Annotated in this window: 26 protein-coding genes, 1 tRNA gene and 1 other RNA gene; 23 read left to right on the top strand and 5 right to left on the bottom strand. The window is 67.2% G+C overall.

The features are described 5' to 3' along the window. The first annotated feature begins 3 nt into the window (after nt 1-3). A tRNA-Asp gene (locus tag E4A53_RS11990) sits at nt 4-80 on the top strand. A 39-nt stretch (nt 81-119) separates the two neighbouring features. Here E4A53_RS11990 and E4A53_RS11985 read toward each other — a convergent pair. From E4A53_RS11985 to E4A53_RS11970, 5 genes are all read right to left on the bottom strand, one after another. Next, nucleotides 120-326, bottom strand: a complete 207-nt coding sequence (locus E4A53_RS11985) for a DUF2842 domain-containing protein (RefSeq protein ID WP_420822627.1) — start codon at nt 324-326, stop codon at nt 120-122. After that, nucleotides 323-910, bottom strand: a complete 588-nt coding sequence (locus E4A53_RS11980) for a 5-formyltetrahydrofolate cyclo-ligase (RefSeq protein WP_239018284.1) — start codon at nt 908-910, stop codon at nt 323-325. The genes E4A53_RS11985 and E4A53_RS11980 overlap by 4 nt, the downstream gene beginning before the upstream one ends. Nucleotides 911-953: 43 nt before the next feature. Then, nucleotides 954-1,106: non-coding RNA, 6S RNA (gene ssrS, locus E4A53_RS15115), on the bottom strand. A gap of 11 nt (nt 1,107-1,117) precedes the next feature. Next, the gene (locus E4A53_RS11975) at nt 1,118-1,468 is read right to left on the bottom strand and encodes a cell division protein ZapA (protein WP_136163352.1); all 351 of its coding nucleotides are present in this window, start codon (nt 1,466-1,468) and stop codon (nt 1,118-1,120) included. Nucleotides 1,469-1,489: 21 nt separating this feature from the next. Beyond that, nucleotides 1,490-1,681: a hypothetical protein gene (locus E4A53_RS11970; RefSeq protein ID WP_136163351.1), complete on the bottom strand. Its 192-nt coding sequence runs from the start codon at nt 1,679-1,681 to the stop codon at nt 1,490-1,492. A 155-nt stretch (nt 1,682-1,836) separates the two neighbouring features. Here E4A53_RS11970 and tkt point away from each other — a divergent pair, with 155 nt between their 5' ends. The 22 genes from tkt to nuoK all read left to right on the top strand — a co-directional run bounded on the left by tkt (nt 1,837) and on the right by nuoK (nt 22,042). Then, a complete protein-coding gene (gene tkt, locus E4A53_RS11965) occupies nt 1,837-3,810 on the top strand; it encodes a transketolase (RefSeq protein WP_136163350.1) in 1,974 nt (657 codons plus the stop codon). Nucleotides 3,811-3,815: 5 nt separating this feature from the next. After that, nucleotides 3,816-4,826 (top strand): type I glyceraldehyde-3-phosphate dehydrogenase, encoded by a 1,011-nt coding sequence (gap, locus tag E4A53_RS11960; RefSeq protein WP_136163349.1) that lies wholly within the window; start codon nt 3,816-3,818, stop codon nt 4,824-4,826. Between the two features lie 17 nt (nt 4,827-4,843). Then, a complete protein-coding gene (locus E4A53_RS11955; protein WP_136163348.1) occupies nt 4,844-6,040 on the top strand; it encodes a phosphoglycerate kinase in 1,197 nt (398 codons plus the stop codon). 102 nt (nt 6,041-6,142) lie between these two features. Then, a complete protein-coding gene (locus E4A53_RS11950; protein WP_136163347.1) occupies nt 6,143-7,258 on the top strand; it encodes a DUF47 family protein in 1,116 nt (371 codons plus the stop codon). A 9-nt stretch (nt 7,259-7,267) separates the two neighbouring features. Beyond that, entirely contained in the window at nt 7,268-8,266 is a 999-nt protein-coding gene (locus E4A53_RS11945; RefSeq protein WP_136163346.1) for an inorganic phosphate transporter, read from the top strand. A 91-nt stretch (nt 8,267-8,357) separates the two neighbouring features. Then, on the top strand, nt 8,358-9,266 hold the full coding sequence (locus E4A53_RS11940) for a class I fructose-bisphosphate aldolase (protein ID WP_136163345.1): 909 nt from the start codon (nt 8,358-8,360) through the stop codon (nt 9,264-9,266). Nucleotides 9,267-9,268: 2 nt separating this feature from the next. Continuing rightward, nucleotides 9,269-9,934 (top strand): O-methyltransferase, encoded by a 666-nt coding sequence (locus tag E4A53_RS11935; protein WP_136163344.1) that lies wholly within the window; start codon nt 9,269-9,271, stop codon nt 9,932-9,934. Nucleotides 9,935-9,961: 27 nt separating this feature from the next. Beyond that, nucleotides 9,962-10,666 (top strand): thiamine phosphate synthase, encoded by a 705-nt coding sequence (gene thiE, locus E4A53_RS11930; RefSeq protein WP_136163343.1) that lies wholly within the window; start codon nt 9,962-9,964, stop codon nt 10,664-10,666. A gap of 35 nt (nt 10,667-10,701) precedes the next feature. Then, complete coding sequence (gene efp / locus E4A53_RS11925) at nt 10,702-11,265, top strand: elongation factor P (RefSeq protein WP_136163342.1); 564 nt, start codon at nt 10,702-10,704, stop codon at nt 11,263-11,265. 4 nt (nt 11,266-11,269) lie between these two features. Continuing rightward, nucleotides 11,270-12,085: an inositol monophosphatase family protein gene (locus E4A53_RS11920; RefSeq protein WP_136163341.1), complete on the top strand. Its 816-nt coding sequence runs from the start codon at nt 11,270-11,272 to the stop codon at nt 12,083-12,085. Nucleotides 12,086-12,237: 152 nt separating this feature from the next. After that, entirely contained in the window at nt 12,238-12,615 is a 378-nt protein-coding gene (ndhC, locus tag E4A53_RS11915) for an NADH-quinone oxidoreductase subunit A (RefSeq protein WP_136163340.1), read from the top strand. After that, nucleotides 12,606-13,142, top strand: coding sequence for a NuoB/complex I 20 kDa subunit family protein (locus E4A53_RS11910; protein ID WP_136163339.1), 537 nt, complete (start codon nt 12,606-12,608; stop codon nt 13,140-13,142). Before ndhC ends, E4A53_RS11910 begins: the two co-directional genes overlap by 10 nt. 26 nt (nt 13,143-13,168) lie before the next feature. Continuing rightward, on the top strand, nt 13,169-14,032 hold the full coding sequence (locus E4A53_RS11905) for an NADH-quinone oxidoreductase subunit C (RefSeq protein ID WP_420822626.1): 864 nt from the start codon (nt 13,169-13,171) through the stop codon (nt 14,030-14,032). Then, nucleotides 14,029-15,264 carry an NADH-quinone oxidoreductase subunit D gene (locus E4A53_RS11900; RefSeq protein WP_136163337.1) on the top strand — a complete coding sequence of 412 codons (1,236 nt, stop codon included), beginning with the start codon at nt 14,029-14,031 and terminating at the stop codon, nt 15,262-15,264. The genes E4A53_RS11905 and E4A53_RS11900 overlap by 4 nt, the downstream gene beginning before the upstream one ends. Further along, a complete protein-coding gene (locus E4A53_RS11895) occupies nt 15,264-15,932 on the top strand; it encodes a complex I 24 kDa subunit family protein (protein WP_136163336.1) in 669 nt (222 codons plus the stop codon). The genes E4A53_RS11900 and E4A53_RS11895 overlap by 1 nt, the downstream gene beginning before the upstream one ends. A gap of 169 nt (nt 15,933-16,101) precedes the next feature. After that, nucleotides 16,102-16,251: a hypothetical protein gene (locus E4A53_RS14680; protein WP_168694377.1), complete on the top strand. Its 150-nt coding sequence runs from the start codon at nt 16,102-16,104 to the stop codon at nt 16,249-16,251. Continuing rightward, entirely contained in the window at nt 16,251-17,543 is a 1,293-nt protein-coding gene (nuoF, locus tag E4A53_RS11890) for an NADH-quinone oxidoreductase subunit NuoF (protein ID WP_136163335.1), read from the top strand. The genes E4A53_RS14680 and nuoF overlap by 1 nt, the downstream gene beginning before the upstream one ends. 6 nt (nt 17,544-17,549) lie before the next feature. Beyond that, the gene (nuoG, locus tag E4A53_RS11885) at nt 17,550-19,547 is read left to right on the top strand and encodes an NADH-quinone oxidoreductase subunit NuoG (RefSeq protein ID WP_136163334.1); all 1,998 of its coding nucleotides are present in this window, start codon (nt 17,550-17,552) and stop codon (nt 19,545-19,547) included. Further along, on the top strand, nt 19,544-20,590 hold the full coding sequence (gene nuoH, locus E4A53_RS11880) for an NADH-quinone oxidoreductase subunit NuoH (RefSeq protein ID WP_136163333.1): 1,047 nt from the start codon (nt 19,544-19,546) through the stop codon (nt 20,588-20,590). The genes nuoG and nuoH overlap by 4 nt, the downstream gene beginning before the upstream one ends. Continuing rightward, the gene (nuoI, locus tag E4A53_RS11875) at nt 20,587-21,072 is read left to right on the top strand and encodes an NADH-quinone oxidoreductase subunit NuoI (RefSeq protein ID WP_136163332.1); all 486 of its coding nucleotides are present in this window, start codon (nt 20,587-20,589) and stop codon (nt 21,070-21,072) included. The genes nuoH and nuoI overlap by 4 nt, the downstream gene beginning before the upstream one ends. Nucleotides 21,073-21,128: 56 nt before the next feature. Then, a complete protein-coding gene (locus E4A53_RS11870) occupies nt 21,129-21,740 on the top strand; it encodes an NADH-quinone oxidoreductase subunit J (RefSeq protein WP_136163331.1) in 612 nt (203 codons plus the stop codon). Further along, nucleotides 21,737-22,042 carry an NADH-quinone oxidoreductase subunit NuoK gene (gene nuoK, locus E4A53_RS11865; RefSeq protein ID WP_136163330.1) on the top strand — a complete coding sequence of 102 codons (306 nt, stop codon included), beginning with the start codon at nt 21,737-21,739 and terminating at the stop codon, nt 22,040-22,042. The genes E4A53_RS11870 and nuoK overlap by 4 nt, the downstream gene beginning before the upstream one ends. Nucleotide 22,043 lies beyond the last annotated feature (1 nt).

The following is a 22,043-nucleotide window of genomic DNA, read 5'->3' as shown; positions in this document are numbered from 1 at the left end:
CAAGCGGGTGTAGCTCAGTTGGTTAGAGCGCCGGCCTGTCACGCCGGAGGTCGCGGGTTCGAGCCCCGTCACTCGCGCCATCCACCGATGGATGGCGCAGCGCCTTCCATGCTTCTCGATCAGCGCCAGCGCCCGGTTTCCATCCAGCGCAGCAGCGGCTTCAGCGGCAGGATCCAGACGATGCCGAGCACCAGGTAGATCGGCGCCTGGGCCAGCGCCGGTAGCGCCCCGATCACGTCCGAAAAGCCGACGACCAGCGCGGACCACAGCGCGATCAGCGCCAGGATCATCAGCATCCCGGCGGGCTTGCGCCAGTTCGGCTTCACGCGGTGCCCCGGTCGCGCGCGATCCATTCGCGCTCGGTCAGCACCGCGTCGAGCGCGATGTCCCACGGCTCGTCGGGCACGAACGGCACCTCCTGGATGTTCCACGCGACGCCGACGCGGATCGCGTCCGGGTAGCGGGCGAAGGCGCGGTCGTAATGGCCGCCGCCCTGGCCGACGCGGTGCAGTCGCCGGTCGAACGCGACCAGCGGCGCCAGGATCAGGTCCGGCGCGACCTCTTTGGCGGTGGCGTAATCCGGCTGGCGCAGGCCGAACGGCCCGTCGACCAGCGGCGCGCCCGGCGCCCAGGCAAGGAAGCGCAGCGGCACCGCCCGGCTCTCGACGAAGGGCAGGGCGACCTGCCTGCCCCGCTCCGCGGTGAAGGCGACGAGCGCGGCCGGATCGGCCTCGCTGGCGATCGGCAGATAGGCGGCGACGGTATTCGCCGCGTCGATCAGCGCGCGCAGCGGCCCCGGCGGGGTGCTGAAGGCGAGGGCGGCGGCGCGCGGGTCGAGCCCGGCGACAAAGCCGTCGCGGCGGGCGCGGGCATCCCGGCGCAGGGCGGATTTGGTCGGAAAATCGCTCACCCGGTCAGAATAGGCTGCCCGGCGGCGGGAGGGAAGGGCGGGTGACGGGACCGCCATGGCCGTTTGCCGGAATATCCACTGACGCCATAAACGTCAGGTGGGGGCCATGTTACCGGGCCAGGGCCCGCCAAGAGACAGCCCCCTTGGATGTGTAATCGCCTCAGGGATATGAAAGGCGCGCACCGGGCAGTACCCGTCTCGCCCAATCTAGGTACTCGTCGCCGTTCCCTCAAGCCTGTCGGCGACCTGCTCGACCCGCTCGGCCAGCCGCTCGATCGCCAGCGCGACGCCGGGATCGGGCGCGGCGCCGCCGGATGCGGGCGCCCCAGCGACGCGGATGACGCCGGCGCGCGCCGTTTCCGCGTCGTTCAGCGCGTCGGCGAGCAGCAGCGCGGCGAACAGCAGTTGGCGGACCTCGTTCAGCCCGCCGGCGCTGGCGCTGGCTTCGGCCGCCTTGGCGTCGACCATCTGGCCGATGCGGCGCAGATGATCCTCCTCGCCGTCACGACAGCTGACGGCGTAGTACCGTCCGCCGATCTCCAGATTCACTTCCGCCATGGGCACCCCCGGAAATCGCGGTCAGCCGATCAATCGATCGAGCGCGTCGATCGCCTCCTGGGTCCGGCTGCGCAGCTTTTCGTGTCGGCTGGTCAATGCCGCCAGATCCTGGTCCAGCGTCGCGTCACGCACCGTGCGGTCGGCGGCGGTCTCGGCGCGGGTCAGCGCCCGTTCCAGCCGGCCGATCGCGATGATGAGACGATCGTCTGTCATGGAATCTTAAGTAGCACGTCCAACGCACGGAGCAAGCGACTCGCGAAGGCGTGGCGGTTGACGCATCGCGATGCGCGGGACAAAGGATCGCGCGCTTGCCGGCGACTCGCCGCGCCGATCGATCGCCGTCGTGGCGATCCCAGACGGGAACCGCCATGACTGTTGCACATGACCAGCTCGCCAACGCAATCAGGGCACTGGCGATGGATGCGGTGGAAGCGGCCAATTCCGGCCATCCCGGCATGCCGATGGGCATGGCCGACGTCGCCACCGTGCTGTTCCGCGACTATCTGAAATTCGATCCCGCCGATCCGCGCTGGCCGGACCGCGACCGATTCGTGCTGTCCGCCGGCCATGGCTCGATGTTGCTCTACGCGCTGCTCCATCTGTCGGGCTATGCGCGGCCGACGATCGACGACATCCGCAATTTCCGCCAGCTCCATAGCCCGTGCGCTGGCCACCCGGAGAATTTCGAGCTGGCCGGGGTCGAAACGACGACCGGGCCGCTCGGCCAGGGGTTCGCCACCGCCGTCGGCATGGCGGCGGCGGAACGCCACCTGAACGCGGTATTCGGCGACGCGCTGGTCGATCATCGCACCTGGGTGATCGCCGGCGACGGCTGCCTGATGGAAGGCATCAACCACGAGGCGGTCGGGCTGGCCGGGCATCTCGGCCTCGGCCGGCTCACCGTGCTGTGGGACGATAACCGCATTACCATAGACGGCGCGACCAGCTTGTCGACCAGCGAGGACATCGCCGCGCGCTACACCGCCGGCGGCTGGCATGTCGTCGCCTGTGACGGCCACGATCCGGCCGGCATCGCCCGCGCGCTCGACGCGGCGCTGGCCGATCCGCGCCCGTCGCTGGTCGCCTGCCGCACGGTCATCGGTCGCGGCGCGCCCAACAAGCAGGGCACGGCGGCCACCCACGGCGCGCCGCTCGGCGCGGCAGAGGTGGCGGCGGCGCGCGCCGCGCTGGGCTGGAGCCACCCGCCGTTCGAGATCCCGGCGGAGATCAAGGCGGCGTGGGAAGGGTTCGGCGCGCGCGGCGCGGCGGCCCGCACCGACTGGGCGGCGCGGCTGGCCGGCCATGCCGACAGCGCCGAATTCACCCGCCGCATGGACGGCCCCCTGCCGAACGAGTGGAGCATCGCCGGCCACGTCGCCGGGCTGCTCGCCAGCCCGGTCAAGGTCGCGACGCGCAAGGCGTCCGAACTGGCGCTGGAGGCGATCAACGCCGCTATCCCCGAGACCGTCGGCGGATCGGCCGACCTGACCGGTTCCAACAACACCCGGACCAAGGGGCTGACCGTCCTCGACCGCACCGACTATGCCGGACGCTACGTCAATTACGGCATCCGCGAATTCGGCATGGCGGCGGCGATGAACGGCATGGCGCTGCACGGCGGGGTCATCCCCTATGGTGGCACCTTCATGGTGTTTTCCGACTATTCGCGCGCGGCGATCCGCCTCGGCGCGTTGCAGCGCGCCCGTGTCGTCCACGTGATGACCCATGATTCGATCGGGCTGGGAGAAGACGGGCCGACCCACCAGCCGATCGAGCATCTGATGGCGCTGCGCGTCATCCCCAACCTTGACGTCTACCGGCCGTGCGATGCGGTCGAAACGGCCGAATGCTGGGCGCTGGCGCTTGACCGGGCCGACGGCCCGTCGCTGCTCGCGCTCAGCCGCCAGAACCTGCCGCAGTTGCGGACCGAGGCGGACGAGAACCGCTCGGCGAAGGGCGCCTACCGCCTGCGCGCCGCCGACGCCGCGCGCCGGGTGGTGCTGGTCGCCAGCGGCTCGGAAGTGGAGATCGCCGTCGCGGTGCGCGACCGGCTGGAAGCCGATGGTATCGGTGCCGATGTCGTGTCCATGCCGTGCTGGGAACGCTTCGATGCCCAGCCGCAGGCCTATCGCGACGCGACCCTGCCCGACGACGCGCTGCTCGTGTCGATCGAGGCGGGCACGACGATCGGCTGGGAACGCTATGTCGGGCGCCGCGGGCTGCGCTTCGGCATCGACCGGTTCGGCGCCTCGGCGCCGGCGGCGGACCTGTTCCGCGCGTTCGGGCTGACGCCCGACCAGATCACGCCGCAGATCGTTGCGGCACTTGCAGCGAGGAGTTGAAGGACATGGCAGTGAAGGTCGCGATCAACGGGTTCGGGCGCATCGGCCGGCTGGTCGCCCGCGCCATTCTGGAGCGCGCCGACAGCGGGCTTGAACTGGTCGCGGTCAACGACCTTGCCGATGCCAAGGCCAATGCCTGGCTGTTCTCGCGCGATTCCGTCCATGGCAAGTATCCGGGCACCGTCGCCGCCGACGGCAACGACTTGGTGATCGACGGCAAGCGCGTCCGCGTCACCGCCGAGCGCGATCCGGCCAACCTGCCGCACAAGGAGCTGGGCGTCGACATCGCGCTGGAATGCACCGGTTTCTTCACCGATCGGGCGAGCGCGCAGAAGCACCTCGATGCCGGCGCCAAGCGGGTGCTGATCTCCGCGCCGGGCAAGGGCGTCGACCTGACCGTCGTCTACGGCGTCAACCATGACAAGCTGACCGCCGAGCACAAGATCGTCTCCAACGCGTCCTGCACTACCAACTGCCTGGCGCCGGTCGCCAAGGTGCTGCACGAGAAGATCGGTATCGAGCGCGGTCTGATGTGCACGGTGCACGCCTACACCAACGATCAGAAGATCCTTGATCAGGTCCATTCCGACATGCGGCGCGCCCGCGCGGCGGCGGTGTCGATGATCCCGACGACTACCGGCGCGGCCCGCGCGGTGACCGAGGTGATGCCGGAACTGAAGGGCAAGCTCGACGGCTCCGCCATCCGCGTGCCGGTGCCGGACGTCAGCCTGATCGACCTGACCTTCACCCCGTCGCGCGACACGACGGTGGAGGAAGTCAACGCGCTGCTGAAGGCGGCGGCCGAAAGCGGCCCGCTTTCCGGCATCCTCGATTATACTGACGAGCCGCTGGTCTCGATCGACCTGCAGCACAGCCCGGCCTCGTCGACGGTCGACAGCCTCGAAACCGCGGTGCTGGAAGGCAAGCTGGTCCGCGTGCTGTCGTGGTACGACAATGAATGGGGCTTCTCCAACCGGATGGTCGACACCGCCGGCGCGATCGCCAAGCTGCTCTGACGGCGGCGAGGGCGGCGATGACCAGCTACAGGACGCTCGACGCCATCGGCGATGTTTCCGGCAAGCGCGTGCTTGTCCGCGAGGATCTGAACGTGCCGATGGCGGACGGCCGGGTCAGCGACGACACCCGGCTGCGCGCGACGATCGAGACGGTCGCCGAACTGGCCGATCGCGGCGCGATCGTCCTGCTGCTCGCGCATTTCGGCCGGCCGAAGGGGCAGATGAACCCGGCGCTGTCGCTGGCGCCGCTCACCCGCCCCTATTCGGCGCTGCTCGGCCGCGAGGTGACGTTCGTCGGCGATTGCCAGGGGCCGACGGCGGAAGCCGCCGTCGCCGGGCTGACGCCGGGCAGCATCGCCATCCTTGAGAACACACGCTTCCACCCGGGCGAGCTGACCAACGATCCGGCGCTGGTCGCGGCGATCGCGAAGCTGGGTGACCTATACGTCAACGACGCCTTCTCCGCCGCCCACCGCGCCCATGCCTCGACCGAGGGGCTGGCCCATGTCCTGCCGGCTTTCGCCGGGCGGGCGATGGAAAAGGAGCTGGCCGCGCTCGAAAAGGCGCTTGGCAACCCGGAGCACCCGGTCGCGGCGGTGGTCGGCGGCGCCAAGGTGTCGACCAAGCTCGACGTGCTGCACCATCTGGTCACCAAGGTCGATCATCTGATCATCGGCGGCGGCATGGCCAACACCTTCCTTGCTGCACGCGGCGTCGCCGTCGGCAAGTCGCTGTGCGAGCATGACCTGACCGGCACGGCGGAGGCGATTCTCGATGCCGCCGACCGGGCGCAGTGCATCGTCCACCTGCCTTACGACGTGGTGGTCGCGAAGGAATTCCGCGCCGACCCGCCGACCCGTACGGTTAACGTCCACGAAGTCGCGGCCGACGAGATGATCCTCGACATCGGGCCGGCGGCGATCGAGGCGCTGGCCGATGCGCTGAAGACCTGTCGCACGCTGGTGTGGAACGGCCCGCTCGGCGCGTTCGAAACGCCGCCGTTCGACACCGCGACGGTCAGCCTGGCGCGCACCGCCGCCGCGCTCACCCGCGAAGGCTCGCTGGTCTCGGTCGCCGGCGGCGGCGACACGGTCGCGGCGCTGAACCAGGCCGGCGTCGCCGGAGATTTCACTTTCGTGTCGACCGCGGGCGGTGCTTTCCTCGAATGGATGGAGGGAAAAGAACTGCCTGGAGTCAAGGCTTTGGCCGGCTGATCCCCCGCGCGCCGCCGCGACATTTGCGACAGCGCGCCGGGACGGTTATCGGGAATTGTTACAGTTTCGAGTCACCGATAGCCCGCGCCTGGAGTCCTTCCCATCGACCAGATCGCCGCCCTACCTTACCGCATCGACGCGGACGGCCACGCCTATGTGATGCTGATAACCTCGCGGGAAACCAAGCGCTGGGTGCTGCCCAAGGGCGACCTGATGAAAGGCTATGCCCCGCACGAAGCGGCGGCGTTCGAGGCGTTCGAGGAAGCCGGGCTGCGTGGCATCCCGTGCCCGACCGCGCTCGGCACCTTTCCCTATCTGAAGCGTCGCCGCACCGGCCGCACCCACCGGCTGGTCGTCACGGTCTTTCCGTTCTCCGTCGTCGAGCAGGTCGACGACTGGCCGGAACGCAGCGAGCGCCACACCCAGTGGTTCGCGCTCGACGACGCGGTCGAGGCGGTCGACGAGCCTGAGTTGAAACTGCTGATCGCCGGCTTTTCCGAGCCGCCGATCCCGCCGGAACTGGCCCACCGCGTCTTTCCCGGCTTCACGGTGCGGACCCAGCGCAAGGTCCGGCTGGTCGGCTGGTTCCAGGCGCTGATGCCGAAGCAGGGCCGCTTCTTCGACCTGTTCGAAGCGCACGCCCAGACGCTGGTCGCCGGCGCCGACGCGCTCGCCCGCCTGCTCCACAACGAAGGGGAAACCGGCGGCCACATCCGCGAGATCGTCGATCGCGAGCACGAGGCCGACGCGATCATCCGTGAAGTCCTGCAGGATGTCCGCCGCGTCTTCGTGACGCCGTTCGACCGCAGCGCCATCGCCGACCTGATCGGGGTGATGGACGATGCGATCGACCAGATGCACGGCACCGCCAAGGCGATCGAGCTGTACGGCCTGACCAGCTTCACGCCGGAAATGCGCGACATGGCCGGCATCGTCGTCGAGGCGGCGCGGGTTACGGCGGAAGCGATCCCGCTATTGCGCTCGCTTGGCGACAATGCCGGGCGGCTGCACGAACTGACCGCGCGGCTGATCCAGATCGAGGGCCATGCCGACGACATCCACGATGCCGGGCTGAAGGCACTGTTCAAGGAACATGGCGAGGGCAACCCGATGGCGTTCATCGTCGGGCGTGAAATCTACAGCCATCTGGAAAAGATCATCGACCGTTTCGAGGACGTCGCCAACGAGATCGAGGGTCTCGTGATCGACCACGCCTGATCCGCCGCGATGGAACTGTCCTTTCCGCTGCTGGTCGGCCTGATCGGGGTCGCGCTGCTGTTCGATTTCCTGAACGGCCTGCACGATGCTGCCAATTCGATCGCCACCGTCGTATCGACGCGGGTGCTGAAGCCGCACCACGCAGTGCTGTGGGCAGCGTTCTTCAACTTCATCGCCTTCACCGTGTTCGGCCTGCACGTTGCCCAGACGGTTGGCACCGGCATCGTCTCCGCCAACATCATCGATCCGCAGGTGATCTTTGCGGCGCTGGTTGGGGCGATCGGCTGGAATGTCGCGACCTGGCTGTTCGGCATCCCGTCCAGCAGCAGCCATGCGCTGATCGGTGGCCTGCTCGGCGCCGGCATCGCCAAGGCGGGCTTCGACGTCATCGTCTGGGCCGGCGTGTTGAAGACAGTCGCCGCGATCGTGCTGTCGCCGGGTGTCGGCCTGCTGCTCGCGCTGCTGCTGGTACTATTCGTGGCGTGGACCAGCATCCGGCTCACGCCGCTCGCGGTCGACCGGCGCTTTCGCAAGCTGCAGCTCGTCTCGGCTGCGCTCTATTCGCTTGGCCATGGCGGCAACGATGCGCAGAAGACGATGGGGGTCATCGCGGTGCTGCTCTATTCGCAGGGGATGCTGGGCGGGACGTTCCATGTGCCGTTGTGGGTGGTGCTGTCCTGCCAGGCGGCGATGGCGCTCGGCACCGCGTCGGGCGGCTGGCGGATCGTCCACACCATGGGGTCGAAGATCACGCGGCTGACCCCGGCGATGGGGTTCTGCGCCGAGACCGGCGGCGCTATCAGCCTGTTCGCAGCAACCTGGATGGGGGTGCCGGTGTCGTCGACCCACACCATCACCGGCGCGATCGTCGGCGTCGGCGCGTCGCGCCGGTTGTCGGCGGTGCGCTGGAACGTCGCCAACAACATCGTCATCGCCTGGGTGGTGACGCTGCCGGCGGCGGGGCTGATCGGCGCGCTGACTTACGCGATCGTCGGCCTGTTTACCTAGTATAGTTACCGGCCGGTTCCCGACATTGCGGCTTTCAGGCGGCGCGGCTAACAGGTCGCCACGCATGTTGGTATCTTTGAAAGGGACCGTGATGACGCCGACCGTTAAGGCCATTCTCGCCAATTATGAGTCCGACAATCCGGGGGTGAAAGCCAATCTGGCCCGCATCCTGATGCATGGCCGGCTGGGCGGGACCGGCAAGTTGATCATCCTGCCGGTCGACCAGGGGTTCGAGCATGGGCCGGCGCGCAGCTTCGCGGTCAACGCGCCAGCTTACGACCCACATTATCACTATCAACTCGCTGTCGACGCAGGGCTTTCGGCCTATGCGGCGCCGCTTGGCATGCTGGAGGCGGGGGCCGCGACCTTTGCCGGGCAGATCCCGACGATCCTGAAGGTCAACAGCTCCAACAGCTGGGCGACGGGTGCGAACCAGGCGGTGACGGCGGGCGTCGACGACGCGCTGCGCCTTGGCTGCTCGGCGATCGGCTTCACCATCTATCCCGGGTCCGACGACTGTTTCGACATGATCGAGGAGATCCGGGAATTGTCGGCCGAGGCGAAGTCCGTTGGCCTGGCGACCGTCATCTGGTCCTATCCGCGCGGCGGTGCGCTGCCCAAGTCGGGCGAACTGGCGCTCGACGTCGGTGCCTATGCCGCGCATATGGCGGCGCTGCTCGGTGCGCACATCATCAAGGTCAAGCTGCCGAGCGACCATATCGAGCAGAAGGACGCGCAGAAGGCCTATGAGGGCGGCGACTGGTCGACCCAGGCGAAGCGCGTCGCCCATGTCGTCAAGACCTGTTTCGACGGCCGGCGCCTTGTCGTGTTTTCCGGCGGCGCGGCGAAGGGGGCCGACGCGGTCTACCAGGACGCGCGCGATATTCGCGACGGCGGCGGCAACGGATCGATCATCGGTCGCAACACGTTCCAGCGCGAACGGTCCGAGGCGCTGGCGATGCTCGACAAGCTGGTGCGGATCTACAAGAACGAGGAGTGACGATGGCGGAGGAACCCTGGAAGGCGGTCGACGCCTATATCGCCGACCGCCTGCTGCCGCCCGACCCGGCACTCGATGCGGCGCTGGCCGCCAATGCGGCGGGCGGCTTGCCAGCGATCGACGTGTCGCCGGCCCAGGGCAAGTTCCTCCACCTTCTCGCCCGGATCGTCGGCGCCCGCCGCATCCTGGAGGTCGGCACGCTGGGCGGCTATTCGACGATCTGGCTGGCGCGCGCCCTGGCCGAGGGCGGGGCGCTGGTGTCGCTGGAGATCGACCCGCGCCACGCCGCCGTCGCCCGCGCCAATGTCGACCGCGCCGGGGTCGGCGAACGGGTCGAGATCCGCGTCGCACCCGCGCGCGACACGCTGGCGGCGATGGTCGCGGCCGGCGAAGGGCCGTTCGACCTGGTGTTCATCGACGCCGACAAGGAGAACAACGCCCATTACGTCCGTCAGGCGCTGGCGCTGTCGCGCCCCGGCACGGTGATCGTCGTCGACAATGTCGTCCGCAAAGGGCGCGTCGCCGATTCCGGTAGCAGCGACCCGATGGTGCTGGGCAGCCGCGCGGTGTTCGATCTGCTCGCCGCCGAGCCGCGGCTTGACGCGACCGCTCTGCAGACCGTCGGCCTGAAAGGCTGGGACGGGCTGGCGATCGCGGTCGTCGACTGAACCGCCGCCATGTTCTAGAGCGCAGCCATGGATACCGACGACGACGCACTGCCGCTCGACCCCGATTTCGCCGCCCGTTTCGAACGCGATCCCGGCCGGCCGCCGTGTCAGCTTTACCTGATTTCGCCGTCGGCGGTTGATACCGGCTTCGCGGAGCGGCTGGCGCGGGCGCTGGACGCCGGACCGGTCGCGGCGTTCCAACTTCGGCTGAAGGGCGTGGACGATCATGCGATCGCGCGCGCGGCCGAGCCGCTGCAGCGCGTCTGCACGGACCATGGCGTCGCGTTCATCATCAATGACAGCATCGGGCTGGCCCAGCGGCTTGGCGCGGACGGCGTCCATCTGGGGCAGGAGGACGGCGATGTCCGCGATGCCCGCGCCCGGCTTGGTCCCAATGTACAGATCGGCGTTACCTGCCACGCCAGCCGCCATCTGGCGATGGAAGCGGGGGAGGCGGGCGCCGATTATGTCGCGTTCGGCAGCTTCTACCCGACGGCGACCAAGCAGGTCAGCCACTATGCGGAGCCGGCGCTGCTTGGCTGGTGGAGCACGCTGTTCGAGCTGCCGTGTGTCGCGATCGGCGGCATCACCCCAGCCAATGCCCGGCCGCTGGCCGAGGCGGGCGCCGATTTCGTCGCCGTGTCCGGCGCGGTGTGGAACGCGGCGGAAGGAGAGGCTGCCGCCGTCCGCGCTTTTGGGGCCGCGCTTGCCGGAAACCCGCCTACGCGCTAAGGGCCGCGCCTGCCTTTCGATATAGCGAGACCCCTATGAAGATCAGCGGCGTGGACGTTCGTCCCGGCAACATCCTCGAATATGAAAACGGCCTGTGGCGGGCGGTGAAAATCCAGCACACCCAGCCCGGCAAGGGCGGCGCCTACATGCAGGTCGAGATGAAGAACCTGATCGACGGCCGCAAGACCAACGTGCGGTTCCGCTCGGCGGAGACGCTGGAGAAGGTCAGGCTCGATACCAAGGACTTCCAGTTCCTGTTCCGCGACGGCGACACGCTGACCTTCATGGACAAGGATACCTACGACCAGATCACCCTGTCGGCCGACATGCTGGGCGACGAAGTCGCTTTCCTGCAAGACGGCATGGAGGTCGTGCTGGAACTGTACGAGGACCGGCCTATCTCGGTGCAGCTGCCCGACACGATCGAGGCGACGATCGTCGAGGCCGACGCCGTGGTGAAGGGGCAGACCGCCTCGTCCAGCTACAAGCCGGCGGTGCTCGACAACGGCGTCCGCGTGATGGTGCCGCCGCACATCTCGTCCGGCACGCGCATCGTCGTCGACGTTTACGAAAAGACCTACGTCAAGCGCGCCGACTGATCCGATGGCATCGCATTCCGGCCTGCTGACCGTCATGGAACGCGCGGCGCGCAAGGCCGCGCCACGCCTGCGCCGCGACTTCAACGAGGTCGCGCATCTTCAGGTCAGCCGCAAGGGGCCGGCCGACTTCGTGTCGATGGCCGACAGGCGGGCCGAGCGCACGCTGTTCGAGGAGTTGCAGAAGGCGCGGCCGGACTGGGGCTTCCTGATGGAGGAAGGCGGCGAGATCGCCGGCGACCCGACCAAGCCGCGCTGGGTCGTCGACCCGCTCGACGGCACCAGCAACTTCCTGCACGGCGTGCCGCATTTCGCGATTTCGATCGCGGTCGAGGAGCCGCGGCCGAACGGGCGCGGCGAAGTGACCAGCGCCCTCGTGTACCAGCCGCTGACCGATGAAAGCTTCTGGGCGGAAAAGGGTAGGGGTGCCTGGTTGCAGGATGCGCGGCTGCGCGTTTCGGCCCGGCGCGAGTTGGCCGATTCGCTGATCGCCACCGGTATTCCGTTCAAGGGGCACGGCGATTTCGCGCAGTGGTCGCGCATCTTCGGCGCTGTCGCGCCGGAGGTGGCCGGCATCCGCCGGATGGGGGCGGCGTCGCTTGACCTGGCCTGGGTCGCGGCCGGCCGGTTCGACGGTTATTGGGAGAGTGCGCTGTCGCCCTGGGACGTTGCCGCAGGCATATTGCTGGTGCGCGAGGCGGGCGGCTTCGTCACCGACTTTCGCGGTGGTGATCGCATGCTGGAACGCAACGAGTTCCTGGCGGTCAACGATGCGCTTCATTCGCGCCTGCACAAGCTGGTCGCGGGCGCCTTGCGGGGCTGATCGACAGGGCGGGGCGGGTGGTGCCATGCGGTTCCGCACCTTGGCAATTTTTGCGATTCATTCTCAACCCCGCAAGCCTTGCCTCCCCGGTGCGGGGGGCCTAGAAGCCGCCGCCAAGGCCGGGTTTTCCGGTTAGTAGTCGGAGCATGCGCATGGCGACGGTCGCCGCGGGGTATCTGCCGATATTGCTGTTTCTGGGCGTTGCGCTCGTCCTGTCGGCGGTGTTCGTTTTCCTGCCGATGCTGGTCGCCCGCCTGACCGGCGCGCACCAGCCCACTGCAGACAAGCTGAGCGAGTATGAATGCGGTTTTCCTGCCTTCGAGGATTCGCGCGGGCAGTTCGACGTGCGCTTCTATCTGGTCGCGATCCTGTTCATCATCTTCGACCTTGAGGCGGCGTTCCTGTTTCCGTGGGCGGTGTCGCTGGGCGAGATCGGCTGGGTCGGCTGGGCGGCGATGATGGTGTTCCTCGCCGAACTGATCATCGGCTATATCTACGTCTGGAAAAAGGGAGCGCTGGAATGGGAGTAGACCTCTCTCCGCCGCCGCCCGGCACGGCGCCCGATCCCGCCTTCTTCAACGACCTGAACGGCGAATTGAGCGACAAGGGTTTCCTGGTCGCGTCGACCGAGGACCTGTTCCAGTGGGCGCGGACCGGATCGCTGTGGTGGATGACCTTCGGCCTCGCCTGCTGCGCGGTCGAGATGATCCACGTCAACATGCCGCGCTATGACCTGGAGCGGTTCGGCGCGGCGCCGCGCGCCAGCCCGCGCCAGAGCGATGTGATGATCGTCGCCGGGACGCTGTGCAACAAGATGGCGCCGGCGCTGCGCCGCGTCTACGACCAGATGTCGGAGCCGAAATACGTCATCTCGATGGGTAGCTGCGCCAATGGCGGCGGCTATTACCATTACAGCTATTCGGTGGTGCGCGGCTGCGACCGGATCGTGCCGGTCGACATCTACGTGCCCGGATGCCCGCCGACCGCCGAGGCGCTGCTGTACGGCATCATGCAGTTGCAGCGGAAAATCCGCCGGATCGGGACGGTCGAACGGTGAGTCTCAGCCCCGCCCCGAGATATGCCGTGAACGACGGCGTGATCGACGCGGCGCGCGCCGCGATCGGCGATGCGCTGATCGATGCGTGGGACCGGGTCGGCGAGGTGACGCTGCTCGTCCGCCGCGATGCGCTGGTCGCGGCGATGACCGCGCTGCGCGACGACCCGGCGCTGCAATACCAGCAGTTGATGGAGATCGCCGGGGTCGATTATCCCGAGCGGGCGGAGCGGTTCGACGTCGTCTACCACCTGCTGTCGGTCACCCGGAACCACCGGCTGCGCGTGACCGTGCGCACCGACGACGAGGCGCCGGTGCCGAGCGTCACGGGCCTGTGGCCGGTCGCCGGCTGGCTGGAGCGCGAAGTCTACGACATGTACGGCGTGCTGTTTTCCGGCAATGCCGACCTGCGCCGCATCCTGACCGACTACGGCTTTCGCGGCCATCCGCAGCGCAAGGACTTCCCGCTGACCGGCTATGTCGAGCTGCGTTATTCCGAGGAGCGCAAGCGCGTCGTCTACGAACCGGTCAAGCTGGCGCAGGATTTCCGTAGCTTCGACTTCACCAGCCCGTGGGAAGGCGCCGAATATGTGCTGCCCGGCGATGAGAAGGCGCAGCCGGAGGCCAAGGGCGCGCCGACGCCGCTGACCGCCGACGAAATCGCGCGCTCGCCTGTTGCCAAGGCGGTGACCCCGGCACCGGCGCCCGCTGTATCGACACCCAAGACGACCGAAAGCCCGGCCCAGACCGGCGCCGGCAAGGCCGAGCCGGAGCTGAAGCCGAGGCCGAAGGCGCGGACGGCAAAGCCGAAGGCGGATGGTGGCGCGAAGGCCAAGGCGGCGCCCGCCAAACCGAAGGCGCCGCGCGCCCGCAAGCCGAAGGGCGACGCATGACCGACTATCTCGACGAGCTGGAAGGGGTCGCCGACGCGGAGAAGCCGACCGTCGGCGACCTGGCGATCCAGAACTACACGATCAACTTCGGCCCGCAACACCCGGCCGCGCACGGCGTGCTGCGGCTGGTGATGGAGCTTGACGGCGAGACGGTCGAGCGGGTCGACCCGCATGTCGGCCTGCTCCACCGCGGCACCGAGAAGCTGATCGAGCACAAGACCTATCTGCAGGCGCTGCCCTATTTCGACCGGCTCGACTATTGCTCGCCGCTCGCCATGGAGCACAGCTATGTGCTGGCGATCGAGAAGCTGCTCGACCTAGAAGTGCCGTTGCGCGCGCAATATCTGCGCGTGCTGTTCGCCGAGTTGACCCGCATCTGCAACCACACCCTGAACCTCGGCGCACACGTGATGGACGTCGGCGCGATGACGCCGAACCTGTGGTTCTTCGAGCTGCGCGAGGACTGCATGCAGTTTTTCGAGCGGGCGTCGGGCGCGCGGATGCACGCGGCGTGGTTCCGCCCGGGCGGCGTCCATCAGGATGCGCCGCTGAAGCTGCTGGCCGATATCGGCGACTGGATCGACAACCGGCTGTTCGGCCTGTTCGAGGACGCGGTGGCGCTGGTCGTCGACAACCGCATCTTCAAGCAGCGCAACGTCGACATCGGCGTCGTATCGCGCGAGGATTCGCTGAAATGGGGCTTTTCCGGCCCGATGATCCGCGCCGCCGGCCTGCCGTGGGATTTGCGCCGGTCGCAGCCCTACGACGTCTACGACCGAATGAAGTTCGACATCCCAGTCGGCACCAACGGTGACTGCTACGACCGCTTCATGGTTCGCTGCGAAGAGGTCCGCCAGTCGGCACGGATCATCAAGCAGTGCCTGGCCGAAATGCCGGAAGGGCCGATCGCCAGCCTCGACCGCAAGGTGGTGCCGCCCAAGCGCGGCGAGATGAAGCGCTCGATGGAGGCGCTGATCCACCACTTCAAGCTCTACACCGAGGGTTTCCACGTCCCCGCCGGCGAAGTCTATGTTGCCACCGAAAGCCCCAAGGGCGAGTTCGGCGTCTATCTGGTCAGCGACGGCACCAACAAGCCGTATCGCTGCAAGATCCGCGTCACCGGCTTCTCGCACCTGCAGGCGATGGACATGATGATGAAGGGCCACATGCTCGCCGATACCACCGCCGTCCTGTCCGCGATCGACGTCGTGTTCGGGGAGGTCGATCGCTGATGGCCGACGCACCGCACATTCCCGACGAGGCCGAGGTCCGCGCGCGCTGGGGCGCGTTCGCCTGGACCAAGGCCAATGCCGCCAAGATCAAGGAGATCATCGGCCGCTATCCGCCGGGCCGGCAGGCGTCGGCGGTGCTGCCGCTGCTCGACCTGGCCCAGCGGCAGGTCGGGGCGGAAACTAATACTCAGGGCTGGCTGCCGGTGCCGGTGATCGAATATGTCGCCGCCCAGCTCGATATGGCCTATATGCGGGTGTACGAAGTCGTCACCTTCTACACCATGTTCAACCTGGCGCCGGTCGGCCGGTTCCACGTCCAGGTTTGCGGGACGACGCCGTGCATGCTGCGCGGCTCCGACGACGTGCTGCGCGCTTGCAAGGACCGGGGGATGGCCAAGGGCGCGACGACGCCCGACGGGCTGTTCACCCTGCACGAGGTCGAGTGCATCGGCGCCTGCGCCAATGCGCCGGTCGTCCAGATCAACGACGACAACTACGAGGACCTGACCTACGAGAGCACGCTAGCCGTGCTCGACGCGCTGGCCCGGGGCGAGACACCGAAGACGCTGTCGCAGATCGGCCGCCAGACCAGTTGCCCGGAAGGTGGCCCGACTGTGCTGAAGCAGATGACGACGGACAACCACGATTATCGTGGGGAATGGGCATGAGCCATTCGCTGCTCTCCTTGCCTTGCCGCAATCCGTCCATCCCGAGCGCAGTCGAGGGACGGGTGGTGCTGGGCCGGATGCGTCCCTCGACTGCGCTCGGGGTGGACGGGGGTGATTGTATGATCGGGGTGGCTGGTTGCATTGGTCCGATGATCGAGGGAGTGGGCGCATGAGCACGCTGCTCGCCATCGTTGTCGGGCTGATCGTCTTCGTGCTGCTGCTGAAGGCGGTGTTCTGGCTGGTCGCGGTCGCGATCGGCCTGGTGCTGGCCATTGCCGCCTATTTCCTTGCCGAGAAGCTGATCGGGAGTGGGCGCTGATGCTTGCCGACAAGGATCGCATCTTCACGAACGTCTACGGATTCCAGCCGTGGACCCTCGACGCGGCGCGCAAGCGTGGCGACTGGGACGATACCAAGGCGCTGATGGCGCGCGGGCAGGACGCGATCATCGACGAGATCAAGGCGTCGGGCCTGCGCGGGCGCGGCGGTGCGGGTTTCCCGACCGGCATGAAGTGGAGCTTCATGCCCAAGGAGCCGCGCGCCGGAAAGCCGAGCTTCCTGGTTATCAACGCCGATGAGTCCGAACCGGGATCGTGCAAGGACCGCGAGATCATCCGCCACGATCCGCACAAGCTGATCGAAGGGGCGTTGATCGCCGGTTATGCGATGCGCGCGCGCGCCGCCTATATCTACATCCGCGGCGAGTTCATCCGCGAAGCGGAGGTGCTGTTCGCGGCGGTGGCGGAAGCCTATGCCGCCGGGCTGATCGGCAAGAACGCCAGCGGCTCCGGCTATGATTTCGACGTGTTCGTCCACCGGGGCGCCGGCGCTTATATCTGCGGCGAGGAAACCGCGCTGCTCGAAAGCCTGGAGGGCAAGAAGGGCCAGCCGCGCCTGAAGCCGCCGTTCCCGGCCGGGGCCGGCCTTTACGGCTGCCCGACGACGGTCAATAATGTCGAGAGCATCGCCGTCGGCCCGACGATCCTGCGGCGCGGCGCGGCGTGGTTCAAGGGCTTCGGCAACGAGAACAACGCCGGCACCAAGCTGTTCCAGATTTCCGGCCATGTGAACCGGCCCTGCGTCGTCGAGGAGGCGATGTCGATCCCGTTCCGCGAACTGATCGAACGCCACGCGGGCGGGGTGCGCGGCGGCTGGGACAACCTGCTTGCCGTCATCCCCGGCGGATCGTCGGTGCCTCTGGTGCCGGCGGCGCAGATCATGGACGCGCCGATGGATTTCGACGGGCTGAAGGCGCTGGGCAGCGGCCTTGGCACGGCGGCGGTGATCGTCATGGACAAGTCGACCGACATCGTCCGCGCGATCAGCCGGATCAGCTATTTCTACCGCCACGAAAGCTGCGGCCAGTGCACCCCGTGCCGCGAAGGCACCGGCTGGATGTGGCGGGTGATGGAGCGGCTGCGCGACGGCAATGCCGATATCTCGGAGATCGACACGCTCTATGAGGTGACCAAGCAGATCGAGGGCCACACGATCTGCGCGCTGGGCGATGCGGCGGCATGGCCGATTCAGGGCCTGATCCGCCATTTCCGGCCGGAGCTTGAGCGGCGGATCAACGAACGTGACGGCGCAATGCCGCTGGCTGCGGAGTAAGGCGGCATGCCCAAGGTCAAGGTCGACGGCGTCGAGATCGAGGTGCCCCAGGGCGCCACCGTGATGCAGGCGTGCGAGCTGGCGGGGAAGGAGATTCCGCGCTTTTGTTATCATGAGCGGCTGTCGATCGCCGGCAATTGCCGGATGTGCCTGGTCGAGGTGAAGCCGGGGCCGCCGAAGCCGCAGGCGTCCTGCGCGCTGCCGGCGGCGGACAATCAGGAAATCTTCACCAATACGCCGATGGTCAAGAAGGCGCGCGAGGGGGTGATGGAGTTCCTGCTCATCAACCACCCGCTCGACTGCCCGATCTGCGACCAGGGCGGCGAGTGCGACCTGCAGGACCAGGCCGTCGCCTATGGCAAGGGCTATTCGCGCTTTCAGGAGAACAAGCGCGCGGTCACTGAGAAGTATATGGGGCCGATCGTCAAGACGGTGATGACCCGCTGCATCCAGTGCACCCGCTGCGTGCGTTTCTCGCAGGAAGTCGCCGGGGTCGAGGAGATCGGCGCGATCTATCGCGGCGAGGACATGCAGATCACCTCCTACCTCGAGCGGGCGGTGACCAGCGAGCTTTCCGGTAATGTCGTCGATCTGTGCCCGGTCGGCGCGCTGACCAGCAAGCCCTATGCGTTCGAGGCGCGGCCGTGGGAGCTGACCAAGACGCCGACGATCGACGTGATGGACGCGGTCGGCACCAATATCCGCCTCGACAGCCGGGGGCGGCAGGTGTTGCGCGCGCTGCCCAGGATCAACGAGGACGTGAACGAGGAGTGGGCGACGGACAAGACCCGCCACGCCGTCGACGGACTAGTCCGCCGCCGGCTCGACCGGCCCTATGTCCGGCGCGACGGCAAGCTGGTCGAGGCGAGCTGGGACGAAGCGTTCGCCGCGATCGCTGCGGTCAAGGCGGGCAAGAGCGTTGCCGCGATCGCCGGCGACCTGGTCGATTGCGAGACGATGTATGCCGCGAAGACATTGCTGGCTGGCTTGGGGTCGGCACTGCTCGAAGGTCGGCAGACCGGCATGGATTATGACTGTACCAGCCTGGGCGCGGTCAATTTCAACACGTCGATCGCCGGCATCGAACGAGCCGACGCGATCCTGCTGGTCGGCAGCAACGTCCGCTGGGAAGCCCCGTTGGTCAACACGCGGATCAGAAAGGCTATCAAGAGCGGCGCGAAAGTATTTGCGATCGGCCCGGAAACTGACCTGACCTATCGTGTCGAGTGGCTAGGCAACGATCTGGCATTGCTCGGCAAGCTGCCCAAGGCGGTTACCGAAGCCTTCGCCAAGGCGGAGCGGCCGGCGATGATCGTCGGCGCCGGCGGCATCCGGGGGCTTGGCGCCGCGCTGAACGCCGCCGACACGCTGAAGCTGGTGCGGGATGACTGGAACGGTTTCAACGTCCTCCACATCAGCGCGGCGCGGATGGGGTCGCTGATGCTCGGCTATGCCCAGCCGGGCGGCATCGCCGACATTGTCGCCGCCAAGCCGAAGCTGGCCTTCTTTCTGGGCGCGGACGAAGTGGATTTCGCTTCGTTCGCCAAGAGCTTCAAGGTGTTCATCGGCCATCACGGCGACAAGGGCGCGGCGGCGGCGGACGTCGTCCTGCCCGGCGCCAGCTACGCCGAGAAATCGGGCACCTGGGTCAATCTGGAAGGCCGGGTGCAGGTGGGGCAGCGCGCGGTGTTCCCGCCCGGCGACGCGCGCGAGGACTGGACGATCCTGCGCGCGCTGTCGGCGGTGATCGGCAAGCCGTTGCCGTTCGACACGCTGGGCGAACTGCGCGCGGCGATGGCCGCCGAGGTGCCTGAACTGGGGCAGGAGGGGCTGGTCCGCTTCCCGTGGGCGCCGCCGAAGCTGGATGCCAAGGCGGCGGGCGAGATCGCCTATCCGATCAAGGATTTCTACCTGACCAACGCGATCTGCCGCGCGTCACCGACGATGCAGCGCTGCTCGGCGGAACTGATCCACGGCGAGAGCTTTGCGGAGGCCGCGGAATGACCGAGTGGTTCCAGGGCGTGTTCGGCTTCGGCCTCGGCTGGTTCCTCGCGACGCTGAGCCTGATCCTGCTTATCGCGCTGCCGCTGATGTTGGCGGTGGCGATGATCATCTACGCCGATCGCAAGATCTGGGCGGCGATGGCGCTGCGGCGTGGGCCGAACGTCGTCGGGCCATGGGGGCTGCTGCAATCCTTCGCCGACGGGCTGAAGGTGTTCCTGCAGGAAACGATCATTCCGTCGGCGGCTAATCGCGGCCTGTTCTTGATCGCGCCGATCATCACCTTCACCGTCGCGTTGGTTGCCTGGGCGGTGATCCCGTTTGCTGACGGGTGGGTGCTGGCCGACATCAATGTCGGGCTGCTCTACATCCTCGCGGTGTCGTCGCTCGGCGTGTACGGCGTCATCATCTCCGGCTGGGCGTCCAACTCCAAATATCCGTTCTATTCGGCGCTGCGCGCATCGGCGCAGATGATCTCCTATGAGGTGTCGATCGGCTTCGTGCTGATTTCCGTCGTGCTGTGGGCGGGGACGTTCAACCTGTCGGGCATCGTGCTGGCGCAGCAGGGGCTGTACGGTTTCCTGAACGGCTTCGGTTTCAACCCGCTGCTGTTCCCGATGGCGGTTGTGTTCCTGATCTCGTCGATGGCGGAAACGGCGCGGACGCCGTTCGACCTGACCGAGGCGGAGAGCGAACTGGTCGCCGGCTACCAGACCGAATATTCGTCGATGAGCTTCGCGCTGTTCTGGCTTGGCGAATATGCCAACGTGCTGCTGATGTGCGGGCTGAACGCGATCCTGTTCTGGGGCGGGTGGCTGCCGCCGGTCGACTGGGCGCCGCTCTATCTGGTGCCGGGAATCATCTGGTTCTTCATCAAGATCTTCGTCTTCTTCTTCATCTTCTCGTGGGTGAAGGCGACGGTGCCGCGCTACCGTTATGACCAGCTGATGCGGCTGGGCTGGAAAATCTTCCTGCCGATCTCGCTGCTGTGGGTGTTCCTCGTCTCCGGATTCCTGATGCTTACTCGTTACGGGGGCGTGCTATGAGCCTCGCTTCGCACATCAAGGCGTTTACGCTGTGGGAGTTTTTCGAGGCGCACTGGCTGACCTTGAAATATTTCTTCAAGCCGAAGGCGACAATCAATTACCCCTATGAGAAGTCGCCGCTGAGTCCCCGTTTTCGGGGGGAGCATGCGCTGCGTCGCTATCCAAACGGCGAGGAACGCTGCATTGCGTGCAAGCTGTGCGAGGCGGTGTGCCCGGCGCAGGCGATCACCATCGAAGCCGAACCGCGCGCCGACGGCAGTCGCCGGACGACGCGCTACGACATCGATATGACCAAGTGCATCTTCTGCGGGTTCTGCCAGGAGGCGTGCCCGGTAGACGCGATCGTCGAGGGGCCGAATTTCGAATACGCGACGGAAACCCGCGAGGAGCTGATCTACGACAAGGCGAAGCTCCTCGCCAACGGCGACAAGTGGGAAAGCGCGATTGCCGCGAACCTTGCCGCCGACGCACCCTATCGGTAGGTGGCGCGGATGACCGGAATCCTCCTTTTTTCCCACGCGGACGCGAGGCGCGCGGCATGATCGAAGCTGTCGCCTTCTACCTGTTCGCGACGCTGGTGATCGCGGCCGGGGCGCTGACCGTGCTGGTCCGCAACCCGGTGCACAGCGTGCTGTGGCTGATCGTCGCGTTCTTCAACGCCGCCGGGCTGATGGTGCTGGTCGGCGCCGAGTTCATCGCGATGCTGCTGGTCATCGTCTATGTCGGCGCGATCGCGGTGTTGTTCCTGTTCGTGGTGATGATGCTCGACATCGATTTCGCCGCGCTGCGTGCGGGGTTCGTGCGCTATCTGCCGCTGGGCGCGCTGCTGGCGTTGGTGCTGGCGGCGGAGATGGTGTTCGCGATCGCGGCGTGGACTGCGGGCGGCATCGACCTGGGCGCGCGGATCGCGCCGACGCCGGCGGCCAAGCCCAATATCGAGGCGGTCGGCGCGCTGCTCTACACCCATTATCTGTTCGTGTTCGAAGCGGCCGGGCTGGTGCTGCTGGTCGCGCTGATCGGCGCGGTGGTGCTGACCCAGCGCAAGCGCGGCGGCGGACGCCCGCAGAATGCGGCGAAGCAGATCGCCCGCCGGCCTGAGGATGCGGTCCGCAACATCGATGCGCCGGTGGGCGAGGGGATCGAACTGTGATCGGGCTTCAGCATTATCTGGTGGTCGGGGCGCTGCTGTTCGTGCTCGGGGTGTTCGGCATTCTGTTCAACCGCAAGAACGTCATCATCGTGCTGATGGCGATCGAGCTGATCCTGCTGGCGGTGAACATCAACCTGATCGCGTTCAGCGCCTATCTCGGCGATCTGGTCGGCCAGGTGTTCGCGATGTTCGTGCTGACCGTCGCGGCGGGCGAAGCGGCGGTCGGCCTTGCCATCGTCGTCCTCTATTTCCGCGGACGCGGCACGATCGCGGTTGACGACGTCAACCGGATGAAGGGTTGAA

This window comes from Sphingomonas flavalba (genome assembly GCF_004796535.1).
In the GTDB taxonomy this organism is placed as follows: domain Bacteria; phylum Pseudomonadota; class Alphaproteobacteria; order Sphingomonadales; family Sphingomonadaceae; genus Sphingomonas_L; species Sphingomonas_L flavalba.
This window is presented reverse-complemented; position numbering and strand designations above follow the sequence as displayed.

Excerpts from the sequence above, each read along its gene's own strand:
- E4A53_RS11975 (WP_136163352.1), bottom strand. The coding sequence starts at position 1,468 with ATGGCGGAAGTGAATCTGGAGATCGGCGGACGGTACTACGCCGTCAGC.
- E4A53_RS11970 (WP_136163351.1), bottom strand. The coding sequence starts at position 1,681 with ATGACAGACGATCGTCTCATCATCGCGATCGGCCGGCTGGAACGGGCG.
- tkt (WP_136163350.1), top strand. The coding sequence starts at position 1,837 with ATGACTGTTGCACATGACCAGCTCGCCAACGCAATCAGGGCACTGGCG.
- gap (WP_136163349.1), top strand. The coding sequence starts at position 3,816 with ATGGCAGTGAAGGTCGCGATCAACGGGTTCGGGCGCATCGGCCGGCTG.
- E4A53_RS11955 (WP_136163348.1), top strand. The coding sequence starts at position 4,844 with ATGACCAGCTACAGGACGCTCGACGCCATCGGCGATGTTTCCGGCAAG.
- E4A53_RS11945 (WP_136163346.1), top strand. The coding sequence starts at position 7,268 with ATGGAACTGTCCTTTCCGCTGCTGGTCGGCCTGATCGGGGTCGCGCTG.
- E4A53_RS11940 (WP_136163345.1), top strand. The coding sequence starts at position 8,358 with ATGACGCCGACCGTTAAGGCCATTCTCGCCAATTATGAGTCCGACAAT.
- E4A53_RS11935 (WP_136163344.1), top strand. The coding sequence starts at position 9,269 with ATGGCGGAGGAACCCTGGAAGGCGGTCGACGCCTATATCGCCGACCGC.
- thiE (WP_136163343.1), top strand. The coding sequence starts at position 9,962 with ATGGATACCGACGACGACGCACTGCCGCTCGACCCCGATTTCGCCGCC.
- efp (WP_136163342.1), top strand. The coding sequence starts at position 10,702 with ATGAAGATCAGCGGCGTGGACGTTCGTCCCGGCAACATCCTCGAATAT.
- E4A53_RS11920 (WP_136163341.1), top strand. The coding sequence starts at position 11,270 with ATGGCATCGCATTCCGGCCTGCTGACCGTCATGGAACGCGCGGCGCGC.
- ndhC (WP_136163340.1), top strand. The coding sequence starts at position 12,238 with ATGGCGACGGTCGCCGCGGGGTATCTGCCGATATTGCTGTTTCTGGGC.
- E4A53_RS11910 (WP_136163339.1), top strand. The coding sequence starts at position 12,606 with ATGGGAGTAGACCTCTCTCCGCCGCCGCCCGGCACGGCGCCCGATCCC.
- E4A53_RS11900 (WP_136163337.1), top strand. The coding sequence starts at position 14,029 with ATGACCGACTATCTCGACGAGCTGGAAGGGGTCGCCGACGCGGAGAAG.
- E4A53_RS11895 (WP_136163336.1), top strand. The coding sequence starts at position 15,264 with ATGGCCGACGCACCGCACATTCCCGACGAGGCCGAGGTCCGCGCGCGC.
- E4A53_RS14680 (WP_168694377.1), top strand. The coding sequence starts at position 16,102 with ATGAGCACGCTGCTCGCCATCGTTGTCGGGCTGATCGTCTTCGTGCTG.
- nuoF (WP_136163335.1), top strand. The coding sequence starts at position 16,251 with ATGCTTGCCGACAAGGATCGCATCTTCACGAACGTCTACGGATTCCAG.
- nuoG (WP_136163334.1), top strand. The coding sequence starts at position 17,550 with ATGCCCAAGGTCAAGGTCGACGGCGTCGAGATCGAGGTGCCCCAGGGC.
- nuoH (WP_136163333.1), top strand. The coding sequence starts at position 19,544 with ATGACCGAGTGGTTCCAGGGCGTGTTCGGCTTCGGCCTCGGCTGGTTC.
- nuoI (WP_136163332.1), top strand. The coding sequence starts at position 20,587 with ATGAGCCTCGCTTCGCACATCAAGGCGTTTACGCTGTGGGAGTTTTTC.
- E4A53_RS11870 (WP_136163331.1), top strand. The coding sequence starts at position 21,129 with ATGATCGAAGCTGTCGCCTTCTACCTGTTCGCGACGCTGGTGATCGCG.